Origin of the sequence: Vibrio proteolyticus NBRC 13287, from assembly GCF_000467125.1 — a bacterium.
GTDB lineage: Bacteria > Pseudomonadota > Gammaproteobacteria > Enterobacterales > Vibrionaceae > Vibrio > Vibrio proteolyticus.
Genome location: NZ_BATJ01000009.1, coordinates 90,737 through 108,302, shown reverse-complemented (window position 1 = coordinate 108,302; position 17,566 = coordinate 90,737). Strand labels below are relative to the sequence as shown.

Genomic DNA, 17,566 nt, shown 5'->3' with positions numbered 1-17,566 from the left:
GAGAAAAGTTATGTCAAAAGAATTTAGTCGTACGCAGCGTGTTGCACAGCAGCTGCAAAAAGAACTGGCCATGATCCTGCAACGTGAAGTCCGTGACTCTCGTCTGGGGATGGTGACCATCTCTGATGTTGAGGTGTCCCGCGATCTGGCTTACGCCAAAGTGTTCGTGACGTTCCTGTGTGTGGGCGAGCAAACCCCGGAATCGTGTCTGGCCGCTTTGCGTGAGCACGAAGTGCATATCCGCATGATGCTGGGTAAACGCATTCGTCTGCGTCTGACTCCGGAGATCCGTTTCCACTACGACAATACTCTGGTTGAAGGCATGCGCATGTCGAACCTGGTCACGGAAGTGGTCAGTGAAGATAAGCGCAAGCAGAAAGATTCTGGTCGTGAGGACGAAGAATAATGGCTCGTCGTCGCAAAGGCCGTCCGGTCAATGGTGTTGTCCTGTTGGATAAACCGACCGGCATCTCCTCAAATGATGCGTTGCAGAAAGTAAAGCGCATCTATTTTGCTGAGAAAGCAGGGCACACGGGGGCACTGGATCCCTTAGCGACGGGCATGCTGCCTATTTGTCTTGGGGAAGCAACCAAGTTTTCACAATTCCTGCTTGATTCCGATAAACGCTACCGTGTTATCGCCAAACTGGGTGAACGGACCAACACCTCTGATTCGGATGGTGAGGTCGTTGAAACCAGACCGGTCAATGTCGATCTGGATACACTACAAGCTTGTATCGACAAGTTCCGTGGTACCACGGATCAGGTTCCATCCATGTTCTCCGCGCTTAAACATCAGGGCAAACCTCTGTATGAATACGCGCGTCAGGGCATCGACGTACCGCGTGAAGCGCGTAAAATCACCGTTTACGAGATCGTACTGCATCGCTTTGAGGGGGATGAAGTCGAGATGGAAGTGCATTGTTCAAAAGGCACCTACATCCGTACCATCGTTGATGATCTGGGTGAGATGCTTGGTTGTGGGGCACACGTGACGATGCTGCGCCGCACCGGAGTGGCCAAATACCCTTATGAACGCATGGTAACGCTCGAGCAGTTGAATGCGTTGCTTGAGCAAGCACAGCGTGATGATATTGCACCTCGCGAGTTGCTTGATCCGTTGTTGTTGCCCATGGATACTGCCGTGCAGGATCTGCCCGAAGTGAATTTGGTGCCAGAGCTGACCGATATGGTTCAGCATGGTCAGCCAGTACAGGTTTTTGGGGCACCGCTTGAAGGCGTAGTGCGCCTGACCAGCGGGGATGACAAGCTGTTTATCGGTGTCGGTGAGATGAACGATGACGGTAAAATCGCGCCCAAACGCTTAGTGGTGTTTCGCGACGAATCGCTGACAGAGTAATAAAAAAACCGAAGCCCAGGCTTCGGTTTTTTATCGCTGTTACTCGAGGATCACACCTTGCTGTAGCAGCAGGCTTCTCAACTGCTCAGCCCGTTTGCGGTTGACACCAAAATCAGAATACCCGAGCCGGGATTCAGAGCGCACCATCAGTTGTTGCTGACGGATCCGCAGTTCGAGATCATCCACAAAACGCATGATGCGAGTAGTGCATTCGATCCGCAGGTAATCGGCTTGACGCTCAGCCGTTTTGGCACCGGGCAGCATCAGAGCGGCACGTTCGACGTCATCCAGTGTTGCATTGTCAGTTAAGGTAAAAGGCGTCAGATGAAAGGCTTCCCGGGTGTCTTCTGTAGACACACAGTTGGGTTTGTTACCACAAGGTTGAGCGGTTCGGTCCTGCATGGGGGCTACTCCGTGCGTGCAAGCGGTTAAGCTCACGAGACTCAGGCTGATAAACGCGATGAGTTTCATGACAACATCCTAAAAATAAATAACTTTTTATTATAGGGGCAGAAATGAAAAAGGATCCACAGAGTGGATCCTTTTGTGCGTTTATTTACTCAGATTTCCAGGTAGTCGAGGATGCCATCGGCGGCCTTACGCCCTTCATCAATTGCCGTGACCACCAGATCGGAGCCGCGGACCGCATCCCCACCGGCAAAAATCTTCGGATTGCTGGTCTGATATTGAAACGTCTGTTGCGTGGAGGTTTTGATGCGTCCCCACTGATCCAGCGCGACGTCGAATGGTTCTAACCACGCCATCTGGTGCGGCTGGAAACCAAAAGCCATGATCACTGCGTCTGCTTTGAGCACGTGCTCACTGCCTTCGACCGGTTCAGGACGGCGGCGCCCGGCGGCATCGGGTTCACCCAGCGCGGTTTTGACGACTTTTACACCGCACACCTGGCCGCTGGCATCGACTTCAATGCCGAGTGGTTGCAAGTTGAACATGAACTTGACGCCTTCTTCTTTGGCGTTTTTCACTTCTCGGCGCGAGCCCGGCATATTGGCCTCGTCCCGGCGATACGCACAGACGACTTTGGATGCGCCCTGACGAACCGAGGTGCGCACGCAGTCCATCGCAGTATCACCGCCACCCAAAACCACCACACTTTTGCCGGCCATGTCGATAAACGGCTGATCGTGGGTCAGTTCCATCACTTTATACGTGTTGGAAATCAGAAACGGCAGAGCGTCGTAGACGCCCGGAGCGTTTTCGTTGTCTAAACCGGCACGCATGTATTGATAGGTACCGACGCCAAGGAACACCGCATCGTACTCGTCCAGCAGTTCTTGCATCTGGACATCCTTTCCGACTTCAACGTTGAGGCGGAACTCCACGCCCATTTCACTGAAAACGCGACGGCGATTTTCCATCACCCCTTTTTCCAGTTTGAACGATGGGATACCAAAGGTCAGCAAGCCACCGATTTCCGGATAGCGATCGAACACCACAGGTTTGACACCATTGCGCACCAACACGTCTGCCGCGGCCAGACCGGCAGGGCCGGCGCCAATGATGGCGACTTTCTTGTCGGTCCACTCCACGTTGGACATGTCCGGTTTCCAGCCCATCTCGAACGCTTTGTCGGTGATGTATTTTTCAATATTGCCGATGGTGACCGCGCCGAAATCGTCATTCAGGGTACAGGACCCTTCGCACAAACGATCCTGTGGGCATACACGACCACACACTTCCGGCAGACTGTTTGTCTGGTGAGACAACTCGACTGCCTCGAGGATGCGGCCCTCATTGGCCAGTTTCAGCCATTGAGGAATGTAGTTGTGAACCGGGCATTTCCATTCACAATACGGATTACCGCAATCCAGACAGCGATCCGCCTGAGCGGTGGCCTGCTGTTTGGTAAACGGTTCATAAATTTCAACAAATTCTATCTTGCGTGTCTTGATCGGCTTCTTCGCAGGGTCCACGCGTTGAACATCGATAAATTGGTATACGTTCTGGCTCATAAATCTGGCTCCTTCCAATTCTTATTGTGCTTGAACGCGCAGTTCTGCGGCGCTGCGGCTCTGGTGGCCGAGCAGGGTATTGAGATCCGCAGCTTGCGGTTTCACCAGGTAGAACTTCGGAATCCATTCGTCAAAGTCTGCCAGGATACGTTCAGCGTGCACTGAACCGGTCTCTTCCAGATGCTCGGCAATCAGTCCGCGCAGGTGCTCCTGATGGATATACAGATCCGCCAGTGACAGCGCTTCGACCGATTCATTATTGACCCGGCCGGCAAAGTCGTCATTTTCGTCCAGTACGTACGCAAATCCCCCCGTCATACCCGCGCCGAAGTTCACTCCGGTGGCTCCCAGGATAGCGACAATACCGCCAGTCATGTATTCGCACGCGTTGTCACCGGCTCCTTCAATCACTGCGATAGTGCCTGAATTGCGGACTCCGAAACGCTCACCGGCCTTACCCGCCGCAAACAATTTACCGCCGGTTGCGCCATACAGACAGGTGTTGCCGATGATGGTCGCTTCGTTGCACTGGAAGGCCGTGCCAAGGTGTGGCTTGATCACCACTTTACCGCCAGCCATGCCTTTACCGACATAGTCATTGGCGTCGCCAGTCAGGTACAGTTCCACGCCACCGGCGTTCCATACACCGAACGACTGACCTGCGGTTCCGTTAAGGTGGATCTTGATCGGGGTGGCCGCCATGCCCTGGTTGCCATAACGTTGAGCGATTTCGCCCGACACGCGCGCTCCGACTGAGCGATCGGTATTGATCACGTCGTAGTAGAAGCTGGCTGAGTGCTGCGCTTCAATCGCCGCCATGGCATCGTCAACAATTCTCTGGTTGAGGATGGCTTTGTCGAATGGTGCGTTCGGCTCGGTCCAGAACAGGGGATGCCCCTCGGCGGAGGCCGGCGCTTCCAGAATACCGGACAAATCCAGTTTGCTCTGTTTGGCGGTCATGCCTTCTACCGCTTGCAGTAAGTCGGTGCGGCCAATCAGATCCGTCAGCTTTTCCACCCCCAGTTCCGCGAGCAATCCGCGCACTTCCTCGGCCAGTCCGGTGAAATAGTTGATGACCATTTCCGGCAAGCCTTTGAAGTACTCTTTGCGCAGTGTCTCGTCTTGAGTCGCGACCCCGGTCGCACAGTTGTTCAGGTGACAGATACGTAGGAACTTACAGCCCATCGCTACCATAGGGGCGGTACCAAACCCAAAGCTCTCAGCACCCAGAATGGCGGCTTTGACGACGTCTAATCCGGTTTTCAGGCCACCGTCAACCTGCAAGCGGATTTTGTGGCGCAGACCATTGGCAACCAGCGCTTGTTGGGTTTCAGCCAGGCCCAGTTCCCAAGGGCTACCGGCGTATTTTACTGAGGTTAACGGACTGGCTGCGGTGCCGCCGTCGTAACCCGAGATAGTTATCAAATCGGCGTACGCTTTGGCAACACCGGTTGCTATTGTGCCAACCCCGGGTTCGGAGACCAGTTTCACCGACACCAGCGCCTTCGGGTTCACTTGCTTCAGATCGAAGATCAGCTGAGCTAAATCTTCAATCGAGTAAATATCGTGATGCGGAGGAGGAGAGATTAACGTCACCCCTTGCACCGAGTAACGCAGCTTGGCGATTTCTGCCGTGACTTTATGCCCGGGCAACTGACCACCTTCGCCGGGTTTGGCTCCTTGCGCCACTTTGATTTGCAGTACGTCCGCATTGGTCAGATAGTGAGGCGTCACACCAAATCGGCCAGAGGCCACCTGCTTGATGCGCGAGTTGCGTTCGGTGCCGAAACGGCGGGGATCTTCGCCGCCTTCGCCTGAGTTTGAATAACCGCCGAGGCGGTTCATCGCGGTCGCCAGCGCTTCATGCGCTTCCGGGCTGAGTGCGCCGATCGACATCGCTGCTGAATCAAAGCGTTTGCATAGATCTGTCACAGGTTCAATTTGCGTCAGCGGCAGTGGCTGCGCTGCTTTTTTCAATTGCATCAGGTCACGCAGCATCGCGACCGGACGCTGGTTCACCTGCTTAGCAAAACTCTGGTAATCCGTTGCTTGACCGGTTTTAACCGCCGTTTGCAGTGTACCGACCACGTCCGGGTTGTAGGCGTGATATTCGCCGCCATGGACGTACTTCAACAGTCCGCCGTGATCAATCGATTTGCGCTTCGCCCAGGCTTTCCGTGACAGGTTGAACAGGTCCTGCTGAAAATCTTCGAAGTTTGCCCCCTGGATACGAGTGGTGACGCCGCGGAAACAGAGGTCGACCACATCCCGATGCAGGCCGACGGCTTCGAACAGCTGCGAGCAGCGATAGGAAGCAATGGTCGAAATGCCCATCTTGGACATGATCTTATACAGGCCTTTATTGATGCCGTACTGATAATTTTGCATCACGTCGCGATAGCTTTTGTCGATCGCGCCGTCATCGATCACTTTGCCCAGCGCTTCATAAGCTAGGTACGGATAGACTGCGGTAGCGCCGAAACCGAGCAGAACGGCAAATTGATGAGGGTCGCGCGCGGAAGCGGTTTCGATGATGATGTTGGCATCACAGCGCAGGTTGGCTTCAACCAGACGTGTCTGAACAGCGCCAACCGCCATCGCCGCCGGGATTGGCAATTTACCTTTAACCAGTGCACGGTCCGACAGTACCACCAGTACCGTGCCGTCACGAACCACCTGCTCGGCTTCATCACACACATCCAGCAGCGCCTGCTTCAGGTCTTTTTGCTGCGGATCGTAATTGATGTCGAGGATGGTATTGCGGTAATGCTTGTCACTCAGTTCCAGCAGTTGTTGCATGTCTGAGTACAGCAGCACTGGGGAGTCGAAGGTCACCCGATAGGCGTGACCATCCGTCTCGCAAAACACGTTCATCTCCTGACCGATACTAGTTGCCAGTGACATGACGTGTTTTTCCCGCAGCGGGTCGATCGGCGGGTTCGTCACCTGAGCGAACTTCTGACGAAAATAGTCCGTTACCAGCCGCTCTTTGGACGACAGCACGGCCATGGGCGTATCGTCGCCCATAGAGCCGACCGCCTCCTGGCTCATGTCTCCCAACACGCGCAACACTTGATCCACTTCCTCATTGGTCATGGCAAACTGCTTCTGATAGGTTTTGAGCCGATTTTCGTCAAAGCTGCGTTCGCCGACCTGATCGTCCGGGAGAGCGGCAAACGGAGTCAGTTTGTGAACGTTGTTTTCCATCCACTCGCGGTAGGGGTGGCGACCTTTGAGGTCGTTATCGATTTCACTGGATTGCCACAGTTTGCCTTTACGGGTATCCACAACCAGCAGTTCGCCCGGACCGACGCGGCCTTTTTCCGCTACTTCGTCTGGCGCGTAATCCCAGATGCCCACTTCAGAGGCGAGGGTGATCAGTTTGTCTTTGGTGATCACGTAGCGCGCCGGGCGCAGGCCGTTGCGGTCGAGATTACAGGCGGCATAGCGGCCATCAGACAGTACGATACCCGCCGGGCCATCCCAGGGTTCCATGTGTTTGGAGTTAAAATCGTAGAAGGCGCGCAGATCGGCATCCATATCCGGGTGGTTTTGCCACGCGGGCGGCACGAGCATGCGCATTGCGCGGAAGATGTCCATCCCGCCAGCGAGGAACAGATCAAGCATGTTGTCCAGGCTGGATGAATCTGAGCCCGTTTCATTGACAAACGGGGCCGCGGTCTGCAAGTCCGGCAGCAGCGGGGAAGCAAACTTGTACGCCCGGGCACGAGCCCACTGGCGGTTGCCTTCAATGGTGTTGATTTCCCCGTTGTGCGCTAGATAGCGGAACGGCTGAGCCAGCGGCCAACGAGGCTGCGTATTGGTTGAAAAGCGCTGGTGGAACAAACAGATGGCCGACTCCATACGCAGATCCGCCAGATCCAGATAGAAACGGGGCAGGTCAGCTGGCATGCACAGGCCTTTGTAGACCATCACTTGTGTTGACAGGCTACAGATATAGAAATCACGGTCATCGGTCAGCTGTTTTTCAATCCGGCGACGGGCAATGTACAAGCGACGTTCAATGTCGCGTTCACGCCAACCGGCCGGCGCGGAGATAAATACCTGTTGGATATCGGGCAGTGAGTTGACGGCGATAGGACCGAGTACGTCGGGATTGGTCGGCACTTCGCGCCAGCCTGACACGGTCAGGGTTTCCTGAGCCAGTTCTTTATTGATGATGTCTTTGGCAGACTGGGCTTTCACCGGATCCTGACTGAAGAAAATCATACCAATCGCGTACTGCTTACCCAGTTTAAACTGGTGCTCTTCGGCGATAAGGCGTAAGTAGGAGTCGGGTTTTTGTAACAGAAGGCCACAACCATCACCGGTCTTTCCGTCAGCGGCGATACCGCCCCGGTGGGTCATGCGATCAAGTGCTGAGATTGCGGTACGAACCAGCTTATGGCTTGTTTCACCTTCCATGTGTGCGATCAAGCCAAATCCACAGTTGTCTTTTTCAAGACTTGGATCATATAGAGCCATTGCAATTCTCCCTTTGCTTCCTGCCATCCTGGCAGAGAAATGACTAACTATGCATCTAAATTGTTGTATTTGTTTTTTTATGCAATAAAAACGTCGTTAAAACTTAACAAGATTGGGTGTTTTTCTTTTCACCGAATTCACAACCTATAGCTTGTTGTGAAAAAGGTCAAGTTTTTAGTGAAAAATCGCGCTGACGACGCTTTTACCACGTAAATCACCATATAACCCCTTTTATATCAATAGGATAGATTTTTGATTGTTACATTTTTGCAACATATTTGAGTGGTCGGAATAAAAAAGACCAGCATGTGATGCTGGTCAAATAAAAATGTTTGGAAGGAATCGTTGTAACGCCGGGGTTTCATGGATAAGCATGCTGTTTATCCAATCACCCGGCGATGGTGGTTAGGCGGACAGCATCAGGGAATCGGCTCTTGCCTCCAGGTTGCTGGTGCCCATCAGGTAAGTGTCAATGGCGCGCGCGCATTCACGACCTTCATTAATACAGCGTACGACCAGAGACTGACCTGTGCGCATATCACCTGCGGCGAAGACGCCTTCTTGGTTGGTGGCAAAATCTAGCGTGGCCACATTACCGCGATCATCGAGCGCGATATCCAGTTGAGCCAGCACACCGGTAGGTTCCGGATGCAAAAAGCCCATGGCCAGGAAAGCCATGTCACAAGGGATCACGCGTTCGCTGCCTTCCACTTCTTTAAAGCTGGGGCGCTCACCGGGTTTTGCCTCTTCCCAGACGATGTCGGCCAGGCGCAGACCTGTGACTTCACCTTTGTCGTTACCGATGAAGGCTTTGGTCAGGATATTCCAGTGACGATCGACGCCTTCTTCATGAGAGGTCGAGGTGCGCAGGATCATCGGGTATTGTGGCCAGGGCATATTGGTTGGACGTTTCTCCGGTGGAATCGGCATGATTTCAACCTGAGTAACGCTAGCGGCACCGTGACGATTTGACGTACCCACACAGTCAGATCCCGTATCACCACCACCGATGACAACAACGTGTTTCCCTGCGGCGTGAATCTCTTCCCCTTTGAGAGCCATGTTGTTCGCGCGGCGATTATTTTGTCCGAGGAACTGCATCGCAAAGTACACGCCTTTTAGCTCGCGTCCCGGCACAGGAAGATCACGAGGAACGGTTGACCCGCCGGTCAGTAGCACCACATCGTATTCCTGACGCAGTTGCTGGGCGTTAATATCGACACCCACGTGTTGATTGACTTTAAACTCAACGCCAGCTTCTGCCATTAAGTTGATTTTACGATCAATCACGTCCATACCCAGTTTGAAATCAGGGATCCCAAAACGCAGTAAGCCGCCCACTTTTTCATCACGTTCAAATACCGTCACCGTATGGCCTGCGCTGTTTAGCTGCTCAGCGGCGGCCAGGCCCGCCGGGCCAGAGCCGATGATTGCTACGGTTTTACCTGTGCGAGAACGTGGCGTTTTCGGTTTGGCGTACCCTTCACGATACGCCGTTTCAACGATGGTTTTCTCGATGTTACAGATGGTGATGGGATCCTGGTTGATCCCGAGGACACACGCACTTTCACACGGCGCCGGACACACTCGACCGGTAAACTCCGGGAAGTTGTTGGTGGAGCTGAGAATGTTCCAGGCTTCTTCCCAGCTATCACGATACACCGCATCGTTAAATTCCGGAATGATGTTGCCAATCGGGCAGCCGTTATGACAAAACGGCACACCACAATCCATACAGCGAGAAGCCTGAGTGTTGATTTTGTTACCAAACTCCTCGTTGAGAACAAACTCTTTGTTATTCTTGATGCGTTCTTGCGGGTCGATCTTCTGTGGCAGTTCACGACCATGCTCTAAAAATCCAGTAGGCTTACCCATTACACGGCCTCCGCTTGAGTTGCATTTCCTTGAGACTGCGCTTCAGCTTTCCGCTTTTGCAGTACCGCTTTATAGTCGCGCGGCATCACTTTTACTAACGAAGCCAGGCTGGCTTCAAAGTTGTCCAGGAAAGACTGAGCGACTTCACTTCCTGTGAATTCAACATGCTTGGTGAGCATGTTGAGTAAGAGTTCGCGATCTTCTTGCTCAATAGGATCCAGGTCCACCAGTTCTGGGTTCAGTTTCGACTCAAAGTCGCCGGACTTATCCCATACGTAAGCGACACCGCCACTCATACCGGCAGCGAAGTTACGACCCGTTGAGCCCAGAATGATCGCTGCGCCGCCCGTCATGTATTCACAGCCGTGATCTCCGACCCCTTCAACCACGACTTTGGCACCCGAGTTACGCACACAGAAACGTTCCCCCGCCATGCCGCGAATAAACGATTCACCTGAGGTCGCGCCGTAGAAACAGACGTTACCCACTACGATGTTGTCTTCGGCCACAATGCTAGAGTTCGCATCTGGGTAGAGTACTAAGGTACCGCCAGACAACCCTTTACCCCAGTAGTCGTTCGCATCGCCTTCGACGTCGAACTGAACACCTTTCGCCAGGAAGGCACCGAAGGACTGACCGGCTGAGCCTTTGAACTTCACCGTCATCGGTTGAGGCAGCCCTTGGTCTTTGTATACTTTTGAAATTTCGTTCGACAGCATGGTACCGACAGAACGGTCAGTGTTAACGATAGGGAACTCTGCATCCACTGCCTGGCCTTTTTCTAGCGCTGGAATTGCGGCCTGAATCAGCTTACGGTCTAGCACAGCTTCAAGGTTGTGGTTCTGCTGCGTTTGGTTGTGGATACCGTCTGATTCACGTGGCTGCTCAATGTGAAGAACAGGAGACAGATCGAGGTTTTGGTATTTCCAGTGCGAAACGTCTTGGCGAACTTTCAGTTTCTGGCCCTGGCCGACCATTTCGTCGATAGTGCGGAAACCCAGCTCCGCCATGATTTCACGCAGACCTTGCGCCATATACTGGAAGAAAGTCACCACATCTTCGACGCGGCCATCAAAGCGCTCGCGCAGCGTTTTGTTCTGTGTGGCGATACCAACCGGGCAGGTGTTTTTATGACACTTACGCATCATGATACAACCTTCAACCACCAATGCGGCGGTGGCGACCCCCCATTCCTCTGCACCGAGCAGGGTAGCGACTGCCAGGTCGCGCGGGGTTTTCATCTGACCATCCGCCTGAACGACGATACGGTTACGCAGGCCGTTTTTCAGCAGCGTCTGGTGGGTTTCTGCCAAGCCGAGTTCCCAAGGAAGGCCGGTATGGCGAATGGAAGACATGGGTGACGCGCCGGTACCGCCGTCGAAACCTGCGATCAGCACGACGTCGGCTTTGGCTTTCGCGACACCGGAAGCGATAGTACCAACACCGGCTTCCGACACCAGTTTCACGTTAACGCGACCGGCACGGTTAGCGTTTTTCAAGTCGTAGATCAACTGAGCCAAATCTTCGATGGAATAGATATCGTGGTGCGGCGGAGGTGAGATGAGACCGACTCCCGGCGTTGAGTGACGCGTCGCGCCGATCCAATCATCGACTTTATCGCCAGGCAGCTGACCACCTTCACCAGGTTTCGCGCCTTGCGCCATTTTGATTTGCAGCTCATCGGCATTGGTGAGGTAGTAAGAGGTCACACCGAAACGGCCTGACGCCACCTGTTTAATGGCTGAGCGTTCCCAGTCACCATTGTCTTTGCGCTCAAAGCGCATCGGATCTTCACCACCTTCACCTGAGTTCGACTTAGCGCCGAGGCGGTTCATCGCAACCGCTAGTGTGGAGTGCGCTTCATAAGAGATCGAACCGAATGACATCGCACCGGTGGCAAAGCGTTTGACGATGCTCTCAATAGGCTCTACTTCGTCGATAGAGACAGCGCTGGCTGGGTTTTTGATGAACTCAAGTTGGCTACGGAGCGTTACTGCGTTGTCGCCTTGTTTATCGACGGCGCTCGCGTACTGTTTGAACTGAGCGTAATCTTTGTTACGTGTTGATTGTTGCAACAGAGAAATCGTTTCTGGATTGAACAGGTGCTTTTCACCACGTTGTTTCCATTGGTAAACCCCACCCACGTCGAGCATTTGAATTGGGATTTCGCGTTGAGGGTAGCCGATGCGGTGACGGATCAGCACTTCTTTGGCGATGTCGTCCAGAGTGAGCCCCTGGATACGAGAAACTGTGCCTGTGAAGTATTTGTCGACCACCGATTTGTGGATGCCCAAGGCTTCGAAGATTTGCGCGCCGTGGTACGACTGCAGGGTAGAGATGCCCATCTTCGAGAAGATCTTCAACAGGCCGCCATTGATCGCTTTGCGATAGTTATTGAACAGATCGCGTGGGTTCGCGTCTGGATCTAACTTTTTCGTGCGTTGCAGATCTATGATGGTTTCAATCACCAAGTAAGGGTTCACGGCATTGGCGCCGTAACCAATCAGAGTAGCAAAGTGGTGCGTTTCACGGGCGTCACCGGTTTCGACCACAATGTCACACTTCGCACGCAGGCCTTTGCGGATCAGGTGGTGATGCACCGCACCGACCGCCAGCATGGCTGGGATTGCGGCGTGGTTTGAGTTCACGGCACGGTCGGTCAGCAAGATGATGGAGTAACCATCAATTACTGCGTCTTCTGCGTATTGGCAGATGCGTTTGAGCGCCCGCTCAAGTTTGCCTTGATCTTCGCTGGCCTGAAAGACGATATCCAGTGTTTTGGCTTGCAGATGCTCGTTGTCGATTGCACGCAGTTTCTCCAGCTCAGAGTTTGCCAGCACCGGCGATTCCAGCTCAACTTTCTGACAGTGAAGCGGTGTTTCCGTCAGCAGGTTTTGGTCTTTCCCTAAGTAAGTGTTGAGCGACATCACCATGCGCTCGCGGATTGGATCGATCGGCGGGTTGGTGACCTGAGCAAACAGCTGCTTAAAGTAGTTAGACAGATGCTGAGACTGATGCGACAGCACCGCCAGCGGCCAGTCCGCGCCCATGGCAGAGAGCGGCTCTTTGCCGTCTTGAGCCATCGGCACAATCAGTTCGTTGACTTCTTCGCTGCTGACCCCAAACGCTTGTTGGCGGTGAAGCAGCCGCTCCGGAGACGGTTGGCTGAACTGGTTGCTCGCATCGGGGAGCTTGTGCAGGTTCAGCAGGTTCTCAGCTACCCACTGCTCGTATGGCTGAGCGGTGGCGATGGTGTCTTTCACTTCTTCGTCAGAAATGATGCGACCTTGCTCTAAATCGGCAACGAAGATACGTCCGGGCTGCAGGCGACCACGAAATTCCACGTTCTCAGGAGCAATGTCCACCACGCCAGATTCAGATGCCATTACCAGGAAGTTATCTTTGGTCACGGTGTAGCGAGACGGGCGCAGACCGTTACGGTCGAGGGTGGCCCCCACTTGAACGCCGTCGGTGAAACAGACGGAAGCCGGGCCATCCCACGGTTCCATAATATTGGCGTGGTACTGGTAGAACGCACGACGCTTAGGATCCATGGTTTTGTTTTCTTGCCAGGCTTCTGGGATCAACATCATCAGAGCGTGTGGCAGGCTACGACCAGACAGTACCAGGAGCTCCAGTGCCATATCGAAGTTGGATGAATCTGAGCTGCCTTCCTGACAGATCGGCAGCAACATGTCGATCTCGGCCTGGCTGAACAGCTCCGATTCGAGGATCGCCTCGCGCGCTTTCATCCAGTTGAGATTACCGCGCACAGTGTTGATTTCACCGTTGTGGGCAATGTAACGGAAAGGCTGTGCCAGGCGCCATTTCGGGAAGGTATTGGTAGAGAAGCGAGAGTGAACCAATGCCAGCGCTGTCACCATGGTCGGGTTTTGCAGATCGAGGAAATACTGTGGGACCTGCTCTGTGGTCAACTGACCTTTGTAGACCAGAGTCTTGTACGACATCGAATTGATGTAGAATCCGTCGCCAATGTTCGACACGCTTTCCAGACAGACTCGTACGGTGTAGTTACGCAGGACGTATAATTTGCGTTCCAGCTCTTGTGGCGAAGTGCCCGGTCCGCCGGTGACAAACACATGCTCGAACTGAGGTTCGGTACTGAGCGGATCCGCGCCGATCATAGTGTTGTCGGTCGGCAGAACCCGGTAACCGATGATTTCCAAATCCAGTCGTTTGGCATTGCGTTCCAAAATGTCGCGACATTGTTCGCGTTGGTATTCGTCTTTCGGGAACAGCACGACGCCCACGCCATACCGCTCGAAAGAAGGCAGTTTGATGCCCAGCTTGACGGCTTCTTCTAATAGGAATTCATGGGGTTTCTGCAATAAAATGCCCGCACCGTCGCCGCTGCAAGGGTCACAGCCCTGACCACCGCGGTGCTCCATCCGTGCCAGCATATCCAGTGCCTGAGTGACGACTTCGTGCGATTTGCGGTTTTTCAGATGAGCGACAAAACCGATACCACACGCGTCATGCTCCAGTTCTGGAGTGTAGAGGCCTTGTGATTTCTGCTCTCTATCTACCATAGATACATCCTTCCAGTTTAGTGGAGACGCGACAATACTGAGCCGTTCACTCAGTCTGTACGTCTGTTCCTTTATTTTTTGATTCTGAGTCCGCCAAGGTGGCAACTCCGAGTCCATTCCGTCTCTCGCTGAAGATATGTTGCGAGAAAAACATTCCTTGGTGATATCCGTATTTTGAGTGTCACTTTTTCAGTGATTTATATCGGAGGGGGACGAATAACACCGATTTTCTGCGTTTGATTGTGTAATTAAAAATACAAAAAAAAGCACAAAACGTAATTATCCTACAATTTTGTGACGGGCCTTGGCAATCAAAACTGAAGCCTGTTTGATGGTTTTTCATACGCCGTAATGAATTTTTAAATTAACAAATGCGCAACAATAATCAAATTTGGCTTTGGAAAGTGCATGTTTATTGATTTCTACCAGGGTGTGCTTGTTTTAAACACTCTAAGATGAGTGGTTTTCTTTTGCATTTGTGTAATTAAATTACGTAATTGCGTGAGCGCAGTTTTCTTTGAGGTAATCGATGCAGCTACATGAACTGGTCAATACGATTGGCCAGGATTTGACCCGACGCTATGGCGAGAAAGTACACAAATTGACGTTGCACGGCGGGTTTAACTGTCCAAATCGGGATGGCACGATTGGACGAGGCGGGTGTACGTTTTGCAATGTGGCCTCATTCGCTGATGAACAGGCACAGCAAAAAAGCATCGGTGATCAGTTAACCGAGCGGGCGGGTGAAGTCAATCGAGCTAAAAAGTACCTGGCGTATTTTCAGGCTTACACCAGCACTTATGCGGAAGTGCAGACACTGCGCAAGATGTATGAACAGGCGTTACAGGCAGCGGATATTGTGGGCTTGTGCGTCGGGACCCGGCCGGACTGCGTGCCGGAGGTGGTACTGACGTTGTTGTCGGAATATGTTTCTCAGGGGCGGGAAGTCTGGCTGGAGTTGGGGTTGCAGACCGCCAACGACGCCACGCTCAAATGCATCAATCGTGGGCATGATTTTGCCTGCTACGCAGATATTGCCCAGCGTGCGCGTGCATTGGGGATCAAAGTCTGTACTCATTTGATCGTTGGGCTGCCAAAAGAGAACAAAACGGACAATCTGGCCACGCTGCGTCAGGTGTTGGCCGTTGGTACGGATGGGATTAAGTTGCACGGGTTACATATTGTTGAGGGCAGCACCATGGCGAAAGCCTGGCGAGCGGGGCGGTTACCTGTCCTGAGCCTGGAAACGTATGTTGATATTGCTTGTGACATGATACGCATGACACCACCTCAAGTGGTGTTCCACCGGGTTAGCTCGGCGGCGCGGCGGCCGACATTACTGGCGCCGTTGTGGTGTGAGAATCGCTGGCTGGCGATGACGGAAATTGGCCGTCGGCTGGATCGTGACGGCGCACAAGGATCATTGCTTGGTCAGCCGTTTATATACACAAAACCATCAATTGGTGCAGATCCACAGACAAGAACCTGATATCTTTCTAATCTTTAGTAAACCAAAGGATTAATTCGAGGGTAGATGGAACAGCTCTTTAGCGGGTTTTGGAATCTCATCTCACAGCATGGCGCATGGTTGGCCGTGCTGTTGGCGAGTGTTTTGATCCTGACATACATCTACACTCGGGCGCAAAAGCATCTTGAGTCTTTACTGCAGGATTCTCCTGCAGCATTGTTGCTGATTGACGCCAGTAGCGGGCGGTTATTGTTGTCCAACCGACCAGCCATGCAACTGTTGGGAATCCGCTTGGTCGGCAACCATTATTTCCTGCCTGCGGATGTCTCACAACACTATCTGCTGTCGATGCTCAATCAATTCAGCTCTCGGCGTTTCAGCGACCATAGCGAGCTCTGGCCGACATCATCCCATTCTAAAGTGAAAGTGTCGTTGTGTGGCAGCAAAACGCTCTACCGTGGCAAATTCGTGTGGTTGATCTACGCGACGCCTCATTGTCAAACCGACAAGGATCGCCAGCAGGAAATGCAATCCTTGTCGATCGCCAACAGCGCGATGAATTCTCTGTCGGAACTGATCTTCGTCAAAGACAATCAGGGTAAGCTGATTTCGGCCAACCGGGCATTTGAACGTTTCTGGAAAGGTCGTGAAAGCGAGGGGGGCATCACCTCTGACGGAGCGATTAAAGGTCGTTCCAGTGTTCGTCGTTGGACCGTAACTCCCGATGGGCGCAGTTGTCTGCTTGAAACCCACCTCAGCTTGCTGTTGTCGCCGCGTGGCGAACGGATTGGCGTATTGGGCATCAGTCATGATGTGACCGACTGGCACAACATGCAAAAGAACCTGCGTGATGAGATGGAGAAGCGCCGGGACACCGAAGTGGCGCTGGCTCAGCGTGACACCATTTTGCAGAACATTCTCGAATCGAGCCCGGACGCCATCGGTATCTTCAATGAAAATATGGTCTATCAGGCCTGCAACCAGCCGTTTGTTCAGGCACTCGGATTGTCGTCGGTGGATGAACTGCTAGGGAAAAGGTTGGATGAAGTAGTCCCGGAGGGCATTCATGGCCGATTTAAAGAATCGGATCGTCAGGTCATGGAAGAGGGTAAATCCTTGCGGATGCTGGACCGAGTCGCGCGTACCGATGGTGGTTACACGTGGTACGACGTGGTGAAGTCACCGTACAAGGATCCGATGTCGGGCACTAATGGCGTGCTGATCATGGCGCGTGATGTCTCAGAGCGCTATCTGGCTGAGCAGAAACTGGCGGAGGCCAATCAGGAGCTGGCACGACTAAGCTTTGTCGATAGCCTGACCCAAATCGCCAACCGGCGCAAATTCGATGAACAGCTCAACACTTTATGGCACCTGCACGTGCGTGAAAAGCAGCCTCTGACCGTGATGCTGTGCGACATTGATGACTTTAAAGGCTACAACGATCATTATGGACATCAGCAAGGAGACGATGCCTTGGTGGAAGTGGCTGGCGCCTTTGCCCGGGTGTTGTCACGCAGCAGTGATTGCGTTGCGCGATACGGCGGGGAAGAGTTTGGATTCTTACTGCCCAACACCACCCAAGAGGGCGCGCTGAAAGTGGCCCAGAAGATCCATGCGGAAATTGCCGCGTTGGCGATTGAGCACAGTGATTCCCCCACCTCCGGAAAGGTCACCGTCAGTATCGGACTGGTATCGTACCTGCCGACGCCGCAGGATCGCCCGGAGGATCTGATCGCCATGGCTGACAGTGCGCTCTATCAGGCCAAAGCGCAGGGACGCAATCAAACCTGCGTTTATCACACATCTCAACATTGAAGCGCTGAGCCTTCAGGTTTCCCTTACCTGACGTCAGCAAA

General features: G+C 53.2%; 9 protein-coding genes. 4 read left to right on the top strand and 5 right to left on the bottom strand.

The genetic code is table 11. The features are described 5' to 3' along the window. Positions 1–10: 10 nt before the first annotated feature. Positions 11–406, top strand: coding sequence for a 30S ribosome-binding factor RbfA (gene rbfA, locus VPR01S_RS12415; RefSeq protein ID WP_021705685.1), 396 nt, complete (start codon positions 11–13; stop codon positions 404–406). Continuing rightward, entirely contained in the window at positions 406–1,359 is a 954-nt protein-coding gene (gene truB, locus VPR01S_RS12410; protein ID WP_021705684.1) for a tRNA pseudouridine(55) synthase TruB, read from the top strand. Before rbfA ends, truB begins: the two co-directional genes overlap by 1 nt. A 39-nt stretch (positions 1,360–1,398) precedes the next feature. Here truB and VPR01S_RS12405 read toward each other — a convergent pair whose 3' ends face one another. The 5 genes from VPR01S_RS12405 to gltB (VPR01S_RS12385) all read right to left on the bottom strand — a co-directional run bounded on the left by VPR01S_RS12405 (position 1,399) and on the right by gltB (VPR01S_RS12385) (position 14,242). Continuing rightward, positions 1,399–1,830 carry a DUF1499 domain-containing protein gene (locus VPR01S_RS12405; RefSeq protein WP_040902703.1) on the bottom strand — a complete coding sequence of 144 codons (432 nt, stop codon included), beginning with the start codon at positions 1,828–1,830 and terminating at the stop codon, positions 1,399–1,401. Between the two features lie 89 nt (positions 1,831–1,919). Continuing rightward, positions 1,920–3,332 (bottom strand): FAD-dependent oxidoreductase, encoded by a 1,413-nt coding sequence (locus VPR01S_RS12400; RefSeq protein ID WP_021705682.1) that lies wholly within the window; start codon positions 3,330–3,332, stop codon positions 1,920–1,922. Between the two features lie 21 nt (positions 3,333–3,353). Next, positions 3,354–7,817 (bottom strand): glutamate synthase large subunit, encoded by a 4,464-nt coding sequence (gltB, locus tag VPR01S_RS12395; RefSeq protein WP_021705681.1) that lies wholly within the window; start codon positions 7,815–7,817, stop codon positions 3,354–3,356. 405 nt (positions 7,818–8,222) lie between these two features. Then, positions 8,223–9,692: a glutamate synthase subunit beta gene (locus VPR01S_RS12390; protein ID WP_021705680.1), complete on the bottom strand. Its 1,470-nt coding sequence runs from the start codon at positions 9,690–9,692 to the stop codon at positions 8,223–8,225. Beyond that, a complete protein-coding gene (gene gltB / locus VPR01S_RS12385) occupies positions 9,692–14,242 on the bottom strand; it encodes a glutamate synthase large subunit (protein ID WP_021705679.1) in 4,551 nt (1,516 codons plus the stop codon). Before gltB (VPR01S_RS12385) ends, VPR01S_RS12390 begins: the two co-directional genes overlap by 1 nt. Positions 14,243–14,771: 529 nt before the next feature. Here gltB (VPR01S_RS12385) and mnmL point away from each other — a divergent pair. Together mnmL and VPR01S_RS12375 are read left to right on the top strand one after the other, a co-directional pair. After that, on the top strand, positions 14,772–15,731 hold the full coding sequence (gene mnmL / locus VPR01S_RS12380) for a tRNA modification radical SAM protein MnmL/YtqA (protein ID WP_021705678.1): 960 nt from the start codon (positions 14,772–14,774) through the stop codon (positions 15,729–15,731). 45 nt (positions 15,732–15,776) lie between these two features. Then, positions 15,777–17,525: a diguanylate cyclase domain-containing protein gene (locus VPR01S_RS12375; protein WP_021705677.1), complete on the top strand. Its 1,749-nt coding sequence runs from the start codon at positions 15,777–15,779 to the stop codon at positions 17,523–17,525. Positions 17,526–17,566 lie beyond the last annotated feature (41 nt).

Coding starts and splice junctions, on each gene's coding strand:
- rbfA (WP_021705685.1), top strand. CDS start 11: ATGTCAAAAGAATTTAGTCGTACGCAGCGTGTTGCACAGCAGCTGCAA.
- VPR01S_RS12390 (WP_021705680.1), bottom strand. CDS start 9,692: ATGGGTAAGCCTACTGGATTTTTAGAGCATGGTCGTGAACTGCCACAG.
- gltB (WP_021705679.1), bottom strand. CDS start 14,242: ATGGTAGATAGAGAGCAGAAATCACAAGGCCTCTACACTCCAGAACTG.
- truB (WP_021705684.1), top strand. CDS start 406: ATGGCTCGTCGTCGCAAAGGCCGTCCGGTCAATGGTGTTGTCCTGTTG.
- gltB (WP_021705681.1), bottom strand. CDS start 7,817: ATGGCTCTATATGATCCAAGTCTTGAAAAAGACAACTGTGGATTTGGC.
- VPR01S_RS12405 (WP_040902703.1), bottom strand. CDS start 1,830: ATGAAACTCATCGCGTTTATCAGCCTGAGTCTCGTGAGCTTAACCGCT.
- mnmL (WP_021705678.1), top strand. CDS start 14,772: ATGCAGCTACATGAACTGGTCAATACGATTGGCCAGGATTTGACCCGA.
- VPR01S_RS12375 (WP_021705677.1), top strand. CDS start 15,777: ATGGAACAGCTCTTTAGCGGGTTTTGGAATCTCATCTCACAGCATGGC.
- VPR01S_RS12400 (WP_021705682.1), bottom strand. CDS start 3,332: ATGAGCCAGAACGTATACCAATTTATCGATGTTCAACGCGTGGACCCT.